We start from the raw sequence: 18,192 nt of genomic DNA, 5'->3' as shown, positions 1-18,192 counted from the left end.
CCACGAGACGCCATGAAAAAACTCGCACTGCCCCTCCTGCTCGGTCTCGCAGCCGCAGCAGCCCTGCCTTCCCACGCCGCCGCACCCGCCACGAAGCAAACCGTCTTCGACCGCAAGGCCTACAGCATCGACCACAAGAAATTCGTGCTGCCCAACGGCCTGACCCTGCTGGTCCACACCGACCACAGCGTGCCGGTGGTCGGCGTGAACATGTGGTACCACGTCGGTTCGCGCAACGAGAAGCGCGGCAAGACCGGCTTTGCCCACCTGTTCGAGCACTTCTTCTTCAACGGTTCCGAGAACTACCCGCACGGCTTCCGCGAGGCGATGGACGACCTCGGTGCGAACAACCGCAACGGCACCACCAACGTCGACCGCACCAACTTCTTCGAAGACGTGCCGGTGTCGGCGCTGGAGCGCACCCTGTTCCTGGAATCGGACCGCATGGGCTTCCTGGGCAACTACATCTCGCAGGCGATGCTGGAGCGCGAGCGCGGCGTGGTGCAGAACGAGAAGCGCCAGGGCGAGAACCAGCCGTATGGCCGCGTGCGCATGGAAATCTCGGCCAAGATGTACCCGTACTCGCACCCGTATTCGTGGTCGACCATCGGCTACATGGAAGACCTGCAGGCCGCCTCGCTGGAGGACATCAAGGAGTGGTACCGCACCTACTACGGCCCGAACAACGCGGTGATCTCGCTGGCCGGCGACATCACGCCGGAACGCGCCTATGAGCTGGTGAACAAGTACTTCGGCGCGATCCCGCCGGGCCCGCCGCTGCCGCGTACCGAGAAATGGATCCCCCAGCTGGACCGCAACATCCGCGACGAGATGGAAGACCACGTGCCGCAGGTGCGTATCTACCGCAGCTGGCACACCTCCTCGTGGAAGGATGCCGATACCCAGCGCCTGAACCTGCTGGCCGGCGTGCTGGCCGGCTCGAAGAACGCGCGCCTGGACAAGCGCCTGGTGTACGAGAAGGGCATGGCGACCGGCGTGTCGGCCTATGTGAATGACGCGGAGCTGGGCGGCACCTTCAACCTGTCGGTCACCGTCAAGCCTGGCGTCGATCCGCTCGAGGTCGAGCGCGAGATGGAGCGCGTGGTGGCCGAGCTGCTCGACAAGGGCCCGACCGAGGCTGAACTGAAACGCGTGAAGACCCGCGACCTGGCCGATTTCGCACGCAGCCTGGAGCGCGTGGGCGGCATGGGCGGCCGCAACGACGTGCTGGCCGAGAGCCAGACCTACGGCGGCAAGCCGGACGCCTACCTCGACCGTCTCGAGCTGTTCGCCACCAGCACCCCGGCGGACGTCAAGACCGCCGCCAACCGCTGGCTGCGCGCCAACCACTACACCATGACGGTGCGGCCGTCGGCCAAGCTGGCCGCCACCAAGTCGACCCTCGACCGCAAGCAGCTGCCCGCGCTGGGCGACGCGCCGGACGTCACCTTCCCGGCGCTGCAGCGCGCCCAGCTGAAGAACGGCCTGAAGGTCGTGCTGCTGGAGCGTCACACCGCCCCGATCGTCAACGTCTCGCTGGCGGTCGATGCCGGCGCGGCTTCCGACACCGCCGCCAAGGCCGGCGCCGCCTCGCTGGCGCTGGACCTGCTGGACAAGGGCACCAAAAACCGTGACGCCTTCGCGCTGTCGGACGCGCTGGAAAACCTGGGCGCGCGCCTGAGCACCGGCACCTCCCAGGACCAGTCGCTGGTGCGCCTGCAGGCGACCAGTGCCAACCTGACGCCTTCGCTGGCCCTGATGGCCGAAGCCGCCTTGACCCCGAGCTTCCCGCAAGACCAGTTCGCGCTGTCGAAGAGCCGCCGCATCGCCGCCATCGGCCAGGAAAAGGCCCAGCCGAACAGCCTGGCCCTGCGCCTGATTCCATCGCTGCTCTACGGTGCCGAGCATGCCTACGGCAAGCCGGCTTCCGGTTTCGAAGGCAGCGTGCAGGGCCTGAGCCGCGACGACCTGATGGCATGGCACGGCACCTGGTTCAAGCCGGGCAGCGCCACCATCATCGTCGCCGGCGACACCACCATGGACAAGCTGCTGCCGGCGCTGGAAGCGAGCTTCGGCAAGTGGCAGCAGGGCAGCGCCCCGGCCAAGCAGATGGCCACGGTGCCGCCGACCCGGGGCAAGCGCCTGATCCTGGTGGACAAGCCGGACGCGCCGCAGTCGACCATCGTCGCCACCCACGTGTCGCAGGCCAACGGCCAGCCGGAAGACCTGGCGATGGAGCCGGTGATGACCAACTTCGGCGGCATCGCGACCTCGCGCCTGAACCGCAACCTGCGCCTGGACAAGCACTGGAGCTATGGCACCCAGGCCCGCCTGCCGGACGTGCGCGGCCAGCGTCCGTTCTACATCATCGCGCCGGTGCAGACCGACAAGACGGTCGAGGCGATGCGGGAGGTAGCCAAGGAACTGCGCGGCGTGGCCGGCGAGCGTCCGCTGGTGGGCACCGAGTACGAGAGCATCATGCGCAACATGACGTCGCGCCTGCCGGGCCGCTTCTCCACCCTGGCTGCACTCGAGGCGGCAGGGCTGGACGCCGTCAACCTGGGCCTGGCGGACGACTACTGGACCAGGTATGCGTCGAACGTGCGCGCGCTCAAGCCGGAGCAGCTGGCGGCGGCATCGTCCAAGTTCATCAAGCCGGACGAGGCGGTGTGGATGGTAATCGGCGACCTGCGCAAGATCGAGGCGGGCGTGCGTTCGCTGGGGTGGGGCGAGGTGACGGTTGTCGACGCGGATGGGAAGCCCCTTCGTTGACCTGAGCTCGCTGTAACGGGAAGCCCGGTTTTTCAACCGGGCTTTTTTACGCCCATCTCTGCGCAGCGAAATTGGATCCCGGCCTTCGCCGGGATGACGTGCCAAGGGAGCGGCCCTGGAGTTAGCGCTCCTTCAATTCCACCAGCTTCAAAACCGTCGTTCCGGCGAAGGCCGGAACCCAATTCGCATGCGTACTGACCCACCCGCTTGCACCCATGTCCCAGCATTGAACCGGCGCAAAGCACGCACACTTGGCCCCATCGACCCTGTGCATACGCGCGCGATAGTATACTGTATGCCCATACAGTTCAAGGCATGCGATGGAACTCAAGGACAAACTGGAAATCCTGGCCGACGCCGCGAAATACGACGCGTCCTGCGCCAGCAGTGGCGCGCCCAAGCGTTCGTCCGAGGACAAGGACGGCTTCGGCGCCACCACCGGCATGGGCATCTGCCACAGCTACACCCCGGACGGCCGCTGCGTTTCGCTGCTCAAGATCCTGCTCACCAACTTCTGCATCTATGACTGCCAGTACTGCATCAACCGGCGCAGCTCCAACGTGCCGCGCGCGCGCTTTTCGGTCGAAGAGGTGGTCAAGCTCACCCATGACTTCTACGTCCGCAACTACATCGACGGCCTGTTCCTGAGCTCGGGCATCATCCAGTCGGCCGACTACACCATGGAGCAGCTGGTGGCGGTGGCGCGCCAGCTGCGCGAAGTGCACAAGTTCCGCGGCTACATCCACCTCAAGACCATTCCCGACGCCGACCCGCTCCTCATCGAAGAGGCGGGGCGCTGGGCGGATCGCCTGTCGGTCAACATCGAGCTGCCGACCCACGACAGCGTGACCCGCCTGGCGCCGGAAAAGAACGTCCACACCATCAAGCTGGCGATGGGCTCGATCCGCCGCAAGCTCGACGAAAAGGCGGAGGAACCGAAGGCGCCGAACTTCGCGCCGGCCGGGCAGAGCACGCAAATGATCGTCGGTGCCGACGCCAGCGACGACCACACCATCCTGAACACCGCCGAAACGCTCTACGGCAGCTACAAGCTCAAGCGCGTGTACTACTCGGCCTTCAGCCCGATCCCGCAAAGCCCGAAGAGCGTGCCGCTGGCGCCCCCGCCGCTGCTGCGCGAGCACCGCCTGTACCAGGCCGACTTCCTGCTGCGCGGCTACGGCTTCACCGCGGGCGAGCTGATGCCGCAATCCGGCAACCTGGCGCTCGACGTCGATCCCAAGCTGGGCTGGGCCCTTAGTAACCGCGAGCACTTCCCGATGGACCTGAACCGCGCCGACGAAACCATGATCGCGCGCGTGCCCGGCATCGGCATGCGCAACGCCAAGCGCATCGTGGAGCTGCGCCGCATCCGCCGCATCCGCTGGGAAGACCTGTCGCGCCTGCGCTGCAGCATGAAGAAGCTGGCGCCCTTCATCGTCACGGCAGACTACAAGCCGGTGCAGGGCGCGGCCAGTTCCCACCTCCTGCGGCGCCACTTGGCCGACGCGCCAGAGCAGATGAACCTGTGGCCGGAACTGCAGGCGGCATGAGCGCCGGCGTCACCGCGGTGACGAGCTTCGCCGAGTGGCGCGACGCGGCGCGCGGGTTGCTGCGGGCCGGGGTGCCACCCGAGGCGGCCAACTGGGGCTCCATTGAGGGCGGCGACCTGTTCTCAGGTGCGCCGGCCGCGTCCGGGCCGGACCATAATCAGGGCACCCGATTGCAGGAAGCGCAATCGCCAGGACCGCCGGCCGCACGCGTGCCGCGATCGCTGCTGGAGATGCTGCAGAAAGCCGCGTGCTTCCGCGCTCCGGACCGCTGGGCTTTTCTCTACCGCGTGCTGTGGCGCTGGACGCATGGCGAGCACGATGTGCAGTCGCCCGCCGATCCGGACGGCAGCCGCCTGCACGGCATGGTCAAGGCGGTGCGCCGCGAGGAGCACGACATGCATGCCTACATCCGATTCCGCGAGCGTCCGCAAAATGCGGGCGACCCGCGCTTCGTCGCCTGGTTCGAGCCGCGCCACGACGTGCTGCCCCAGGTGGCCGAACACTTCGTGGCCCGCATGGGCAAGGTCAGCTGGATGATCGCCACGCCCGAGGCCAGCGTGCTGTGGGACGGCCACACCTTGCACAATACCGGGCCCCTCATGTCGAGCGCCGCCGAGCTGGATGACGCGGGCGAGGCGCTCTGGCTCACCTATTACCGCAGCATCTTCAACCCGGCGCGCGTCAACGCCCAGCTGATGCAGAGCCACATCCCTTCGCGCTTCTGGAAGAACCTGCCGGAAGGCGCGATCGTGCCTTCGCTGGTGAGCCAGGCCGAACTCGGGGCGCGCAAGATCGGGCAGGTCGAGGCGGTCGGCCGCAAGAGCGGCGCCACGATCCCGATCAGCGCCGAAGCCGCGCAGCCCGACCGCGAGCAGCCGTCGAAACTCGACGAGTGCCGGCGCTGCGAGCTGTGGCAGTACGCCACCCAGGCGGTCGGCGGCGAAGGCTCGAAGCGCTCGCCCATCATGATCGTCGGCGAGCAGCCGGGCGACCAGGAAGACCTGGCCGGCAAGCCCTTCGTCGGCCCGGCCGGACAACTCCTCGACCAGGTGTTCGCCCAGGCCGAGGTCGACCGCAAGGCCATCTACCTCACCAACGCCGTCAAGCACTTCAAGTGGGAACCGCGCGGCAAGCGCCGCCTGCACAAGACCCCGGTCCAGCGCGAGATCGAGGCCTGCCACTACTGGCTGGAGAAGGAGCTGGCGGCCGTCAAGCCGAAGGTGATCGTGGCCATGGGCGCGACCGCGCTCAAGTCCGTGATGCGCAAGGGCACGGTGGCGCTGAAGGACTTCCTCGGCAAGCCGGTCCGCATCGACGGCTGCTGGCTGGTGACCATCTACCACCCTTCGTACGTGCTGCGGGTGCCGGACGAAGCGTCCAAGCACGAAGCCTTTTCGGTCATGGTGAAGGGGCTGAAACTGGCGCAGGAACTGCTCGAGCGGCCCGACCTGCCGAAGCCGGAGTAAATCTACCGGATTTATCGAATGTTGCGCCGGCGACTCAGATGGGTGAAAAATCCCGTTATCGAACACGCCACATTTTCGTGAATATTCACAATCTCTCGTAGAATTTCCTTACGGCATTAATTGCTGAGTGAGCGGAGGACCTCATGTGGGCCTTCGCCGGATAACGACGAGACCACCATGACTTCCCCCTTTTCCCTGCTGTTGCCGGCTTGCCTGGTAGTGGCGGCCATGCCCGCCCAGGCCGGCGGCGATGACGCCGCCAGCGCTTCGCCGTCGGCCACGCTGCCGATCAGCACCACGGTCACCCTGAGCTCGCAATACGTCTCACGCGGCATGCGCCAGACCTGGGGCCGCCCCGCGCTGCAGGCGGGCATCGACTATGCGCACCAGAGCGGCTGGTCGCTCGGCACCTGGACCTCGACCGTCAGCGACCGCTTCATCGAGGGCGGCCGCGTCGAATGGGACCTGTACGGCGGCTACGCCGGCACGCTCGGGCCGCTGGGCGTCAGCCTGAACCTCATGCACTACCGCTATCCGGGCGCACGCATCGGCGCCACCGGCACCAAATACGACTACACCGAAGTCGTGCCCGGCCTGGGCTACCAATCCTTCTACGCGAAGTACTACCGCACGGTGTCGCGCGACTTCTTCGGCATTACGAACGCGCGCGGCACCGGCTACCTCGACGTCGGCCTGAATCATGACCTGGGCGGCGGCTACGTGCTCAACCTGCACGTCGGCGACGGACGCGTGGCGGGAGAGGGCAACGCCATCTGGGACTGGCGCGATGCCAAAGCGGGTGTCACCAGGACCTTCGACGGCGGCTGGAGCATCGCCGCGGCCTGGACCCGCGCGTGGGGCGCCACCGATGCCTACAAGCGCTACACGACGGGCGTGCCGCGCGGCGACGGCGCCGTCGCCTATTCGAATCCTGCCAAGGGCACGTTCGCCGCGAGCGTCGCCCGTACATTCTGAGAACGAGAGACGACCATGAACAAGCACCAGGCAGCGCATCAAGCACAGCATGCATCGCGCCGATTTTTTTCCCTGTCCCTGAGCGCCAAGATCTGCGTCACCGCCACCCTGCTGGTGGTGGCTAGCCTGGGCGTGACATCGAGCTTTATCGCGGTCAAGAACAGCCAGAGCGCCGAGGAAGCCGCGATGCGCCAGGCGCGGACGCTGACCCTGCAAGCCTCGGCGCTGCTCAAGAGCCGCGTCGTAGCGAACCTGGCGACGCTGGAAAGCGCGGCCTCCGTGCTGGCCTCCACCCAGGCCGGCGGGCAGGCGCTGACGCGCACCCAGGTCGCCGACCTGGTGCGCGCCACGCTGGTGGGTTCGGAAGACTTCATCGGTAGTTCCGCCGCCTATGAGCCGAATGCGCTGGACGGCAAGGATGCCGAGTTTGCCGGCCAGGCGCCGCTGTACGACGCTACCGGCCGCTACATGCCTTACTGGACGCGCAGCCCGCAAGGCAAGGTCAACGTCGAGCCGATCGTGTTCGTCACCACCCCGGGCGGCAACGACTGGTACGACGTGCCGAAGGCGACCGGCCGGGCCCATTTCACCGAGCCTTACCTGTACCGGATCAACGGCAAGGACGAGGCGATCGCCACGCTGGCGGCGCCGATCATGGTGGACGGCCAGTTCAAGGGCACCTTCACCGGCGACTTCCCGCTCACCGGTCTCGGCACGATGCTGGCCAACATGAAGATCATGGACAAGGGCACGCTGGCGCTGATCTCGAACGGCGGCATGTACGCCAGCCACAAGGACACCTCCCGCAACGGCAAGAAAGCGGAGGACCTGCCCGCTGCGGCGTTGGAAGCCGTCAAGCAGGGCAAGCCCTACGAGTACCTCGACGAGCAGGGCATCGTGCACGTGCTGCAGCCGCTGCAGGTCAGCAAGGACATGGCGCCATGGGCCATTTCACTGGCTTTCCCGCAGAGCGTGACGACCGCCCCGGCACGCGAGCTGGCCGCTTATGCGGCGCTGGTCGCCGTACTGTGCGCGGCGGCCGCCGCGCTGGTGATGGTGACGGTCCTGCGCCGCCTGACCCGTCCGCTGCGCGTGCTGGGCCAGGCGATGACCGACCTGGCCGGCGGCAACGCCGACCTGAGCGCACGCCTGGCCGTCAAGGGCAACGACGAACTGGCCGACATCGCCCGCGGCTTCAACGTCTTCGTGGCCAAGATCCAGGACGTGCTGGCGCGCGTGCGCAGCAGCTCCGACGCCGTGGCGGTGGCATCCAGCGAGATCCGCCAGGGGAACGCCGACCTGTCGGTGCGCACCGAACAGCAGGCCGGCGCGCTCGAGGAAACTGCGGCCTCGATGGAAGAGCTGAACGGCACCGTGAAGCAGAACGCCGACAACGCGCGCCAGGCCAACCAGCTGGCCGAGTCGGCGAGCGAGGTCGCCACGCGCGGCGGCGAGGTCGTGTCCCAGGTGGTCGGCACCATGGCCTCGATCAGCGACGCCTCGAAGAAGGTGGTGGACATCATCGGCGTCATCGACGGCATCGCCTTCCAGACCAACATCCTGGCGCTCAACGCCGCCGTGGAAGCGGCGCGTGCGGGCGAGCAGGGCCGCGGCTTCGCGGTGGTGGCGACCGAGGTGCGCAACCTGGCGCAGCGCAGCGCCGCCGCCGCCAAGGAGATCAAGACCCTGATCGGCGACTCGGTCGACAAGGTCAGCATGGGCACCATGCTGGTCGAGGAAGCGGGCAAGACGATGGACGAAGTCGTGTCGAGCGTGCGCCGCGTCAGCGACATCGTCGCCGAGATCAGCGCGGCCAGCGCGGAGCAGAGCACCGGCATCGGCCAGGTCAACCAGGCCATCGTGCAGATGGACGGCGTGACCCAGCAGAACGCGGCCCTGGTCGAGGAGGCGGCTGCCGCGGCGGAAAGCCTGCAGCAGCAGGCGGCCACCCTGGTGGCGCTGGTGGGCGAGTTCAAGCTCGAGGACAGCGAGCCGCAGCTGGCCGCGCGGTCGAAGCTGGCGGCACCCGCTCCCAAGCGCCTCATGCAGGCGGCATGAAAAAGAGGGTAGCCCAAGCCTGTTAAGTTCCGGTTCATATTGCAGGGCTAAGCTTGACGGACAACCAACAACAAAGGTGTCCTGATGCTGAAATTTGCAATCCTGCCGGCGCTGTGCCTGGCCTTGTGCGCAGCGCCGTCGTTTGCCCAGACCGCCGACCTTGCCGCAGCGCCTGCGGCAACGACCGCCGCGTCAAGCGACGAGGCGCCGGCCGCGCCCGAACAGATCCTGGTGGTCGGCCAGAAGCCCGGTCCGGGCATGTGGAAGGTCTCGAAGGACGAGCACGTGCTGTGGATCTTCGGGACCTATTCTCCGCTGCCGGTCAAGATGGATTGGCGCTCGCACGAGGTCGAAGCGGTGATTGGCCGCTCGCAGGAATACCTGGCGCCGCCGGTCACCAAGGTCGAGGCGTCCTACTTCAAAATGGCGCTGGCGCTGCCCAGCCTCATCGGCGTCAACAAGAATCCGGACGACGCCCAGCTCCGCGATGTGCTCCCGGCCGAGGTCTACGCGCGCTGGCTGCCGCTCAAGGAAAAATACCTGCCCAAGAACAAGGAGCGCGACCGGCCGATCTTCGTGGCCAATGAGCTGTTCAGCGCCGCGCTGAAGCAGGCCAGCCTGACCAACAGCACCGATGTGCGCAAGCAGGTCGAGAAGATCGTCGACCAGAAGAAGCTCAAGGTGACCCGGACGGTCAATGAAGTGAAGATCGACAACCCGCGCCAGCTGATCAAGGACTTCAAGAAATCGCAGATCGACGACGTGGCCTGCTTCTCGAACACCTTGAAACGCCTGGAAACCGATATCGATGCAATGCGCGTGCGCGCCAACGCCTGGGCCAAGGGCGACATCGACGCCATCCGCAAGCTCGATTTCAACGAGCAGGAAAGCTGCAGCAACGCGATCCGCAACAGCGCGGTGCTGCGCGACCATCCGGCCTTCCAGGGAGCGGAAGAGCGCCACCGTGCCATGTGGCTCGCCAATGCGGAGGCCGCGCTGGCGAAGAACAGCTCGACCTTCGCGGTACTGGCGATGAAGGACCTGCTCGATCCGAAGGGCCTGATGGCGGCGCTGGCGGCGAAGGGCTATACGGTGGAGCAGCCGGAGTAGGCAGCAGCAGGTTTGATGCAGCGCGAAAGCAGGCCAGGCGCCGGCTACGCGCGGCATTGAGAATTTGTCAAAGCGCGGCAAACGCGCGTAGAATGCAGGCAACGCGGGTGTAGCTCAATGGTAGAGCAGAAGCTTCCCAAGCTTACGACGAGGGTTCGATTCCCTTCACCCGCTCCAGTCTTCAGTATCCCATCCCCCAAGCTGTCACGCCGCCGACTCTTCAGCGCGAATCGGGCAGGCGTCCCCGCATCACCCAAACGCGGCTGCCGTGACCCTGGGCGAGGCTGCTGTTGACCAGTGCAATCATCCCGTCGCCGGCCGCCAGCTTCTTGCCGAGCATGCCTTGTTGGCTGCCCTGGCGTGCTCCCGCAGCTGGTCCGCTGTGCGGCACGGTGACCGGGGCGCCGCCATCCCGGCTGTAGCGCAGCCCCTTCGCCGACTCCCATGCGATATGCACGCGGCCGTGCGCATCGATCGCCAGCTGCGGCGCCATCGCCGCTTCACCCCGCGTGGACAGGGTGCGCGGCGTGCCGAACGCCAGCTCGGGGCCGTCGGAGCGCGCATTGCGGATCGCCGCCGGCTGCTTCCCCGTCTGCTCCATATAGACGAGATGCAGCCGCCCGTCGCGATCAAACGCCAGGCGCGGCGCATCGGCCCGCGCTGCCCTGGCGCCGATCAGGACCGGCGGAGAAAAGCTGGCGCCGTCGTCCAGCGAGCTGCTCACGCGGATGTCGGCGTCCGGATCCTCGCCCACCGTCCATGCCAGGTAAACCTTGCCGCCGCCAAGCGCAAGCGACGGGCCACGGGCCGGACGCTTGTCGTCGCCGGCGATCCGCTGCGGCGGCGTGAAACTGCGCCCGCCGTCGCGCGAGCGCGCCAGCCACAGGGCGCCATCGTATTCGGTCCAGGCCGCGTAGACCTTGCCGTCCGCGCCCACCGCCAGGTCCAGGCTGCCGTTCGACCACGTATCGCGGTCCAGGCGCCCCTTGCCGTCGCCGCCGAGCGAACTCGACAGGTTCACGGGCCGGGAAAAGCTGCGGCCGCCATCGAGCGAGCGCGCATACAGGATGTCGCCGCCATGCGATCCGCCCGAGAAGATGATCTCCTGCCAGAGCAGGTGCAGCGTGTCCGGGTCACCCGCCGCGATGCGCGGCATCCAGGAAAAGGTAGCGGGACTACGCGACACGTCCACCGGCGCGGCGCGTGCGGGGCCATCTGCCCCGAGCACCTGCAGCAGCACTTCCTTGCGGCGCTGGTCGACCCAGGCCACGGCCAGGCCGCCGCCGGGCAGGGAGGCGAGGGTGCCGTCGTCCACGTAGTCGTACTGCGAATCGTTCTGGCGCCATGGGCCCTTGGTGCCGCCGCCGCTGGCGACGTCCTGCACGGGCAGCCAATGCATGGCGTCCCGCTCGGGCGCGGACCGGACCGGCACGCAGGCCAGCAGCGCGGCGACAACGAGCAGGCGGGTGCGAATGTGGCGTCGCATCGGGTTCCTCCAGGCAGCGCCGGCAGGGAATGCGCCGCGCCCGGCGCCGGCGCGGTATGCTCGATGCTACTCGTCCCATCCGCCAAGGAGCGCCCGCATGCAACTCGCTTCCCGATCACGCCGCCGCGTGCTCGCCTCGCTGCTGGCCCTGCCGGCCTTCGCCCATGCCCAGGGTCGTCCCGCGATCCTGACGCGCGCCATTCCCTCTTCCGGCGAGCAGCTGCCGGTGGTCGGCCTGGGCAGCTGGATCACCTTCAACGTCGGGCGCGATCCCGAAGCCCGCGCCGAGTGCGCGGCTGTCATGCGCCAGTTCTTCGCCGGCGGCGGCCGGCTCATCGATTCCTCGCCCATGTACGGCTCGGCGCAGGAGGTGATCGGCGAAGCGGTCGGCAAGCTCAAGCCCGCGCAGCTGTTCTCCGCCGACAAGGTGTGGACCGGCGACGGCGCCCAGGGACCGGCCCAGCTTGAAACCTCGCGCCGGCTGTGGCAAATCCCGCGCTTCGACCTGCTGCAGGTGCATAACCTGCTGGCCTGGGAAGCGCATTTGCCGATGCTGCTGCGGATGAAGCGGGAAGGGCGGCTGCGCTACGTCGGCATCACCACCTCCGAAGGGCGCCGGCACGGCGAGATCGAGAGAATCATGGCGAGCCAGCCGATCGACTTCGTGCAGGTCTGGTACAACGCGCTCGACCGCGAAGTGGAGCAGCGCATCCTGCCGCTGGCGCGCGAGCGGCGCATCGGCGTGATCGTCAACCGGCCGTTTCGCCAAGGCGACCTGACCCGGGCGCTGGCAGGCAAGCGCCTGCCCGGCTGGGCCGTGGAGATCGGCTGCAGCAGCTGGGCGCAGGCGCTGCTCAAGTTCATCGTCGCGCATCCGAGCGTCACCTGCGCCATTCCCGCCACCTCCAGCGTCGCCCACGTGCGCGAGAACATGCTGGCCGCGACCGGATCGCTGCCGGACGAGGCGCTGCGCCGCCGCATCGTCCAGGACGTCGAAAGGCTGGCATGAGCGAGTGGTGGACGTACTCGCTGTCGGACTTCCTGATGTTCTCGGCGCGGACCTATTACCGCCAGTTCGAACTGATGAACCGCGAGTGGTGGCCGCTGCAGCTGCTGGCGCTCGCCGCGGGTGCGGTCATCCTGGGCGGCATCGCGCACCGGCGCCTGGCCAGCGCGCGGGTCACTTTCGCGCTGCTTGGCGCAGCCTGGCTGTGGGTGGGCTGGGCCTACCACTTGCAGCGCTATGCCGACATCAACACCGGTGCACCGTACTTCGCTGCCGCCTTCTTCCTGCAGGCCGGGCTGCATGCCTGGATGGCCTGGAAGGCGCCGCCGGCGCCGGAGTTCATGACACGTGCGGCGGGCGGCGCTTTCCTTCTCGTGCTGCTCGTACTGGCCGGCTACCCGTTGCTGGCGCCACTGTATGGCCGCAGCTGGTGGCAGGCCGAGGTCTTCGGCTTTGCACCCGATCCGACCGCCATGCTCACGCTCGGCGTCCTGATGTTCTGGCGCGCGCCCTGGTCGCTGTGGGTGATTCCGTTGCTGTGGTGTGCCGCCAGCACGGCGACGCTGCTCGAGCTGAATGCATCGCGGCCCTGGTGGCCGGCGGTAACGGCGCTGCTTGCGCTGGGCGCCGTGGTGTGGGGGAAGTTCAGGCGCTGAGCAGGTCGCCCGAGCGGAAGGATTCCGTCCCGGCGATCTTACACACGTGCATCCCGCGCAGCAGGTGCCGGTGCGCCGTGCTCGCGAACAGCAGCCCGGCATGCTCCGCGCACAAGCTCGTGACCTGGCCGCTCACCGGGTTGACGATGTCCGCCACCGGCTCACCCGCTTCGACCAGCTCGCCCAGCTTCTTGTGGAAGACCAGCACGCCCGCATGCGGTGCGGCCAAGGGCTCGACGGCATTGAGCGGCGTCGCGCGGCAGGGCGTTTCCGGCAGCGGATCGAGCGGGATGTCGAGCACGCCGGCATGGCCCAGGTACTGCAGCAGGGCGGCAGCGTCCTGGCGTGCGTAGTCGTAGCGCACGTCGTTCTCGCCGCGCAGCTCGACCGTGACCGCGATGCAGGAGGGCGGGATCGCCGTGCCCTCGAAGTGGTCGGCCAGGTCCCACCACAGGCGGCTGCAGGCTTCGTCGAAGGCTTCGCCGCCCGAGGCCTTGGCGACCAGCAGCACGCGCGCGCCCAGCAGCGCCATCAGCGGCTCCACGCTTTCCACCAGCGGGGTGCCGGTGTACATGTGCATGAGCGCTTCGTTATCGCAGTGCAGGTCGAGCACGATGTCGGCGTCGATCGCCATCGACAGCAGGGTCTTCTTGAGCGTCTCGACGTCGTCATGCGGTTCCCACAGGCTGATCTGGTCGCGGGCCTGCTCGCGGATGAGGGCGATGTTGGCGTCCACGTCACTGCCGAGCTTGCCTTCGAGCGACTTCTTGAGCTCGTCCGCCACGTGCCTGTACAAGCGGTTGAAGTTGGTGCCGGTCGTCAGGTGGTAGCGGCCGAAGGGCGTGCCGTGGATGACCTGCGACAGGCCGATCGGATTGGCCGCCGGCACCAGGATGACTTCGCCCTTGATCCGGCCTTCAGCGTCCAGGCGTTCCAGTTCCTGGCGCAGGAAGTGCGCCACCAGCATGGCCGGCACCTCGTCGGCGTGGACGGCGGCCTGGATGTACACCTTTTTACCGGTGCCCGGGCTGCCGTAATGGAAGGAAGTCAGGTGGGCGGTGGCGACGTTCTCGTCGACAGCGATCGGGTGTTTTACTGATTGCATGGACAGGCTTCCTGGGCTCGGCATGGATAAAGCACGATTATCCGCGATTCCGCCGGGAGGCTTCGCACGCTCCCGGCTGGGCTATAATGACAGCCGTTTTTTCCTCACTATCATTCCTCATGTCCTCTGAAAAGCCCACCCCCGGCCCGGCGCGTTCCATGCTTTACGATCCGACCGAACACCGCATCCGCAGCTTCGTCACGCGGGCCGGCCGCCTGTCGACCGCCCAGGCGCGCGCGCTGGAGGAGCTCGGTCCCAAGTACCTGATCGAGTATAAAAAGGAGACGCTTGACCTGGAACAGGCCTTCGGCCGCAAGGCGCCGGTGATCCTGGAAATCGGCTTCGGCATGGGCGACACCACCGCGCACATCGCGCGCCTGATGCCGGAGAAGGATTTCATCGGGGTCGAGGTGCACACCCCGGGCGTGGGCAGCCTGCTCAAGCAGATCGGTGAGCAGGGCATCGAGAACCTGCGCCTGATCCAGCACGATGTGGTCGAGGTGCTGAACCACATGATCCTTGATGGTTCGCTGGCCGGCGTGCACGTGTTCTTCCCGGACCCGTGGCACAAGGCGCGCCACAACAAGCGCCGCCTGATCCAGCCGGCGTTCGTGAAGGTCCTGTGCGACAAGCTGGCGCCGGGCGGCTACATCCACTGTGCCACCGACTGGGAAGACTACGCGGTGCAGATGCTGGAAGTGCTGGGCAACGAGCCCCTGCTCCAGAACACGGCTGAAGGCTACGCGCCGCAGCCGGCCTACCGGCCGCTGACCAAGTTCGAGAACCGCGGCCTCAAGCTGGGCCACGGCGTCTGGGACCTGGTGTTCGTCAAGAAGTGAAAAACAACGCGCCGAACGGCGCGTTTTTTCATGCGCGATGCGCTCGCCGCGCGTACAGCCCAAAGTACACGATCACCGCATAGCACAGCGCCGGCACGACCAGGGACATCTTCAGGCCGGCCACGTCAGCCGTATGACCCATGAGCAGGGGCACGACGGCGCCGCCCACGATCGCCACGCAGATCACGCCCGAGCCTTCCGCCGTACGCTTGCCCAGTCCTTCGCAGGCCAGCGTGAAGATGGTCGGGAACATGATCGAGTTGAACAGGCCGATGGCCAGCAGCGACCAGCCCGACACCGCGCCGGTGCTGTTCGCGGACACCAGCAGCAAGGCGATCGTCACCGTGGCGGCACAGGCCAGCACTTTCCCGGGCGAGAACATGCGCAGCAGCGCGGCGCCGATGAAGCGTCCCACCATGGCGCCGCCCCAGTACAGCGGCACGTGCTTGCCCGCCGCCTCCGCGCTCAGGCCCAGCACGTGGGATTCCATCAGGTAGTTCACGATGATCGAGCCGATCGCCACCTCGGCGCCGACGTAGAGGAAGATGCACAGCGCGCCCAGCGCAAAACGCGGCTGCCTGAGCAGATCGAACGCGTGCAGGATGTTTTCCGAGGGCGCCGCCGTCTCCACCAGCTTGTGGCGGTTCATCCACACCGCGCCGCCCAGCAGGGCCAGCGCGATCGCCAGGCCGATGTAGGTGTTCACCACCACCCGGGTTTCTTCCTGGCGGTAGGCGTCGAGCGCCGCGCCGTTGAGGGTCGAGACATCGACCGTCGCCAGCGAGCCCAGGATCAGGATCGCGCCGACATAGGGGAACACGGTGGTGCCGAGCGAATTGAAGGCCTGGGCGAAGGTCAGGCGGCTGGAGGCCGTCTGCGGCTTGCCCAGCATCGAAATCAGGGGATTGGCGACCACCTGCACGATGGTGATACCCGAGGCCAGCACGAACAGCGCCAGCAGGAAGGTGGCGAACACGCCCGAGTAGGACGCCGGGATGAACAGCAGGCAGCCCAGGGCCATCGTGACCAGGCCGACCACGGCGGTGCGCATGTAGCCGAGGCGCTGCACGATGGCGGCGGCCGGGATCGAGACGAAGAAGTAGGCGGCGAAGAAGGCCGACTGCACCAGCATCGCCTGGGCGTAGCTGAGCGTGAACAGGTCCTTCAGCTTGGGGATGATGACGTCGTTCAGGCTGGTGATGCCGCCGAAGACGAAGAACAGCGCGAAGACGAAGGTCTGCAGGCTGGCCGCGTTTTGCGGCACGGCGGCCTGGGCGCCATCCTTGTCGGGGGCCGCGGTGGTGCTGGTAGGAGTGGGGAGGGCCATGGTGTCTCTACATCATCTCGTTGATGATGGCGACGATTTCGTCGCCGTAGGACACCAGCTTCTTCTCGCCGACCCCGGACACGCCGCGCAGCGCGTCCAGCGAGCCCGGCTTGACCTTGGCGATCTCGCGCAGGGTCGCGTCCTGGAACACCACATAGGCCGGCACGCCGTGCTCGCGCGCGGTGCCCATGCGCCAGGTGCGCAGGCGCTCGAAGATGGCCTGCTCGGAGCGCGACAGTTCCAGTTCCTCGTAGCTGCCGGCAGCGCGCGACGAAGGCCGCTTGGCCTTGACGGGTTTCTGGTACTGGCGCAGCTGCACCTTCTGCTCGCCCTTGAGCACCGGGCGCGCGGCGTCGGTCAGCTTGAGCGAGCTGAAGGCGTCGTGGTCGACCGTGACGAAGCCGAGCGCGATCGCCTGGCGCACGATGGCGCGCCATTCCTGCTCGGAGCGGTCGGCGCCGACGCCGTAGACGGTGAGCTTGTCGTGGTGCCACTGGCTGATGCGCTCGGTCTGCGCGCCGCGCAGCACGTCGATCACGTGGCCGGCGGCGAAGCGCTGGTCGACGCGGTAGATGGCCGACAGCAGCTTTTGCATCGGCACCGTGCCGTCGACCTGGATCGGCGGGATCAGGCAGGTGTCGCAGTTGCCGCAGGGACCGGAGCGCTCGCCGAAGTAGTCGAGCAGGCGCATGCGTCGGCAGGACAGCGTTTCGCACAGGCCGAGCATGGCGTCGAGCTTCATCGACAGCACGCGCTTGAAGGTTTCGTCGGCCTCGGATTCGTCGATCATCCGGCGCTGCAGCACCACGTCCTGCAAACCGTAAGCCATCCAGGCGCTGGCCGGCAGGCCGTCGCGGCCGGCGCGGCCGGTCTCCTGGTAATAGCCCTCGAGGCTCTTGGGCAGGTCGAGGTGGCAGACATAGCGCACGTCGGGCTTGTCGATGCCCATGCCGAAGGCAATGGTCGCCACCATCGTGATGTTGTCTTCACGCAAGAAGCGCGACTGGTTCGCGGCGCGCTGGCTGTACTCCATGCCGGCATGGTAGGGCAGGGCGCGGATGCCGTGCTCGTTCAGGAAGTCGGCGGTTTCCTCGACCTTTTTACGCGACAGGCAGTAGACGATGCCGGAATCCTGCGGATGCTCGCTGCTGATGAAATCGAGCAGCTGCTTGCGGCCGGTGGTCTTTTCGACGATGGAGTAGCGGATGTTCGGGCGGTCGAAGGACGAGACGAACTTGCGTGCGTCGTCGAGCTGCAGGCGGTGCGCGATTTCCTCGCGGGTCTGCAGGTCGGCGGTCGCGGTGAGGGCGATGCGCGGAATCCCCGGGTAGCGCTCGTGCAGGACCGACAGTCGGATGTATTCTGGACGGAAGTCGTGGCCCCACTGCGACACGCAGTGCGCCTCGTCGATGGCGAACAGCGAGATCGGCGAGACGTCGAACAGTTCCAGGCAGCGCTGCGTCAGCAGGCGCTCGGGCGCCACGTAGACGAGGTCGATCTCGCCGCTGCGCACCAGGCGCTCGATGCGCAGGGTTTCCTCGAAGGTCTGGGTGGAGTTCAGGAAGGCGGCACGCACGCCGACTTCTTCGAGGGCATCGACCTGGTCCTGCATCAGCGCGATCAGCGGCGAGACGACCACACCCACCCCCTCGCGCAGCAAGGCCGGGATCTGGTAGCACAGCGACTTGCCGCCGCCGGTGGGCATCAGGACGAGTGCGTCGCCGCCGCTGGCCACGTGCTCGACGATGTCGGCCTGCTGGCCGCGGAAAGCGGGATAGCCGAAGACCGTTTCGAGAACGTGGAGGGCGCGCGCGCCGATTTCGCTTGTCATACTCTGCTTAC

13 protein-coding genes and 1 tRNA gene are annotated in these 18,192 nt (G+C 67.2%); 10 read left to right on the top strand and 4 right to left on the bottom strand.

All coding sequences use genetic code 11. From position 1 onward, the window contains the following. Positions 1 to 12 precede the first annotated feature (12 nt). From FG94_RS15575 to FG94_RS15545, 7 genes are all read left to right on the top strand, one after another. Entirely contained in the window at positions 13 to 2,772 is a 2,760-nt protein-coding gene (locus FG94_RS15575; RefSeq protein WP_036213384.1) for a pitrilysin family protein, read from the top strand. 320 nt (positions 2,773 to 3,092) lie between these two features. Next, positions 3,093 to 4,322, top strand: coding sequence for a putative DNA modification/repair radical SAM protein (locus FG94_RS15570; RefSeq protein ID WP_036213382.1), 1,230 nt, complete (start codon positions 3,093 to 3,095; stop codon positions 4,320 to 4,322). After that, positions 4,319 to 5,788, top strand: a complete 1,470-nt coding sequence (locus FG94_RS15565; protein WP_036213380.1) for a UdgX family uracil-DNA binding protein — start codon at positions 4,319 to 4,321, stop codon at positions 5,786 to 5,788. The genes FG94_RS15570 and FG94_RS15565 overlap by 4 nt, the downstream gene beginning before the upstream one ends. A gap of 177 nt (positions 5,789 to 5,965) precedes the next feature. Further along, entirely contained in the window at positions 5,966 to 6,763 is a 798-nt protein-coding gene (locus FG94_RS15560; RefSeq protein ID WP_036213378.1) for a TorF family putative porin, read from the top strand. Positions 6,764 to 6,778: 15 nt separating this feature from the next. Continuing rightward, the gene (locus FG94_RS15555) at positions 6,779 to 8,821 is read left to right on the top strand and encodes a methyl-accepting chemotaxis protein (RefSeq protein WP_081926019.1); all 2,043 of its coding nucleotides are present in this window, start codon (positions 6,779 to 6,781) and stop codon (positions 8,819 to 8,821) included. An 84-nt stretch (positions 8,822 to 8,905) separates the two neighbouring features. Continuing rightward, on the top strand, positions 8,906 to 9,931 hold the full coding sequence (locus FG94_RS15550) for a TraB/GumN family protein (protein WP_036213376.1): 1,026 nt from the start codon (positions 8,906 to 8,908) through the stop codon (positions 9,929 to 9,931). Between the two features lie 103 nt (positions 9,932 to 10,034). Further along, a tRNA-Gly gene (locus tag FG94_RS15545) sits at positions 10,035 to 10,108 on the top strand. A 43-nt stretch (positions 10,109 to 10,151) separates the two neighbouring features. Here the strand turns inward: FG94_RS15545 and FG94_RS15540 are convergent. Then, positions 10,152 to 11,417 carry a sialidase family protein gene (locus tag FG94_RS15540; RefSeq protein WP_051996767.1) on the bottom strand — a complete coding sequence of 422 codons (1,266 nt, stop codon included), beginning with the start codon at positions 11,415 to 11,417 and terminating at the stop codon, positions 10,152 to 10,154. 97 nt (positions 11,418 to 11,514) lie between these two features. Between FG94_RS15540 and FG94_RS15535 the strand changes: the two genes are divergently transcribed. Both FG94_RS15535 and FG94_RS15530 read left to right on the top strand, forming a co-directional pair. Continuing rightward, positions 11,515 to 12,426, top strand: a complete 912-nt coding sequence (locus FG94_RS15535; RefSeq protein WP_036213373.1) for an aldo/keto reductase — start codon at positions 11,515 to 11,517, stop codon at positions 12,424 to 12,426. Then, complete coding sequence (locus FG94_RS15530) at positions 12,423 to 13,079, top strand: DUF6064 family protein (RefSeq protein WP_036213371.1); 657 nt, start codon at positions 12,423 to 12,425, stop codon at positions 13,077 to 13,079. The genes FG94_RS15535 and FG94_RS15530 overlap by 4 nt, the downstream gene beginning before the upstream one ends. Here the strand turns inward: FG94_RS15530 and FG94_RS15525 are convergent. Then, entirely contained in the window at positions 13,069 to 14,184 is a 1,116-nt protein-coding gene (locus FG94_RS15525) for a succinylglutamate desuccinylase/aspartoacylase family protein (RefSeq protein WP_036213369.1), read from the bottom strand. The genes FG94_RS15530 and FG94_RS15525 overlap by 11 nt on opposite strands. 158 nt (positions 14,185 to 14,342) lie before the next feature. On the opposite strand from FG94_RS15525, the gene trmB reads away from it, so the two are divergent. Beyond that, complete coding sequence (gene trmB / locus FG94_RS15520) at positions 14,343 to 15,023, top strand: tRNA (guanosine(46)-N7)-methyltransferase TrmB (protein ID WP_036213366.1); 681 nt, start codon at positions 14,343 to 14,345, stop codon at positions 15,021 to 15,023. A 28-nt stretch (positions 15,024 to 15,051) separates the two neighbouring features. Here the strand turns inward: trmB and FG94_RS15515 are convergent, their stop codons facing one another. Further along, a complete protein-coding gene (locus FG94_RS15515) occupies positions 15,052 to 16,350 on the bottom strand; it encodes a sugar MFS transporter (protein ID WP_036213364.1) in 1,299 nt (432 codons plus the stop codon). Positions 16,351 to 16,357: 7 nt separating this feature from the next. Next, positions 16,358 to 18,181 carry a DNA helicase RecQ gene (gene recQ, locus FG94_RS15510; protein WP_036213361.1) on the bottom strand — a complete coding sequence of 608 codons (1,824 nt, stop codon included), beginning with the start codon at positions 18,179 to 18,181 and terminating at the stop codon, positions 16,358 to 16,360. Between the last annotated feature and the right edge of the window lie 11 nt (positions 18,182 to 18,192).

Origin of the sequence: Massilia sp. LC238 (assembly GCF_000735635.1) — a bacterium.
Taxonomy (GTDB): Bacteria; Pseudomonadota; Gammaproteobacteria; order Burkholderiales; family Burkholderiaceae_D; genus Telluria; species Telluria varians.
Note: the sequence above shows the minus strand (reverse complement) of the source record. Positions and strands in the feature narration are given on the sequence as shown.

What these genes read in the sequence shown, in the direction of transcription:
- FG94_RS15570 (WP_036213382.1), top strand. Translation starts at nt 3,093, where the DNA reads ATGGAACTCAAGGACAAACTGGAAATCCTGGCCGACGCCGCGAAATAC.
- FG94_RS15540 (WP_051996767.1), bottom strand. Translation starts at nt 11,417, where the DNA reads ATGCGACGCCACATTCGCACCCGCCTGCTCGTTGTCGCCGCGCTGCTG.
- FG94_RS15555 (WP_081926019.1), top strand. Translation starts at nt 6,779, where the DNA reads ATGAACAAGCACCAGGCAGCGCATCAAGCACAGCATGCATCGCGCCGA.
- FG94_RS15565 (WP_036213380.1), top strand. Translation starts at nt 4,319, where the DNA reads ATGAGCGCCGGCGTCACCGCGGTGACGAGCTTCGCCGAGTGGCGCGAC.
- FG94_RS15525 (WP_036213369.1), bottom strand. Translation starts at nt 14,184, where the DNA reads ATGCAATCAGTAAAACACCCGATCGCTGTCGACGAGAACGTCGCCACC.
- FG94_RS15575 (WP_036213384.1), top strand. Translation starts at nt 13, where the DNA reads ATGAAAAAACTCGCACTGCCCCTCCTGCTCGGTCTCGCAGCCGCAGCA.
- FG94_RS15535 (WP_036213373.1), top strand. Translation starts at nt 11,515, where the DNA reads ATGCAACTCGCTTCCCGATCACGCCGCCGCGTGCTCGCCTCGCTGCTG.
- FG94_RS15530 (WP_036213371.1), top strand. Translation starts at nt 12,423, where the DNA reads ATGAGCGAGTGGTGGACGTACTCGCTGTCGGACTTCCTGATGTTCTCG.
- trmB (WP_036213366.1), top strand. Translation starts at nt 14,343, where the DNA reads ATGCTTTACGATCCGACCGAACACCGCATCCGCAGCTTCGTCACGCGG.
- FG94_RS15560 (WP_036213378.1), top strand. Translation starts at nt 5,966, where the DNA reads ATGACTTCCCCCTTTTCCCTGCTGTTGCCGGCTTGCCTGGTAGTGGCG.
- recQ (WP_036213361.1), bottom strand. Translation starts at nt 18,181, where the DNA reads ATGACAAGCGAAATCGGCGCGCGCGCCCTCCACGTTCTCGAAACGGTC.
- FG94_RS15550 (WP_036213376.1), top strand. Translation starts at nt 8,906, where the DNA reads ATGCTGAAATTTGCAATCCTGCCGGCGCTGTGCCTGGCCTTGTGCGCA.
- FG94_RS15515 (WP_036213364.1), bottom strand. Translation starts at nt 16,350, where the DNA reads ATGGCCCTCCCCACTCCTACCAGCACCACCGCGGCCCCCGACAAGGAT.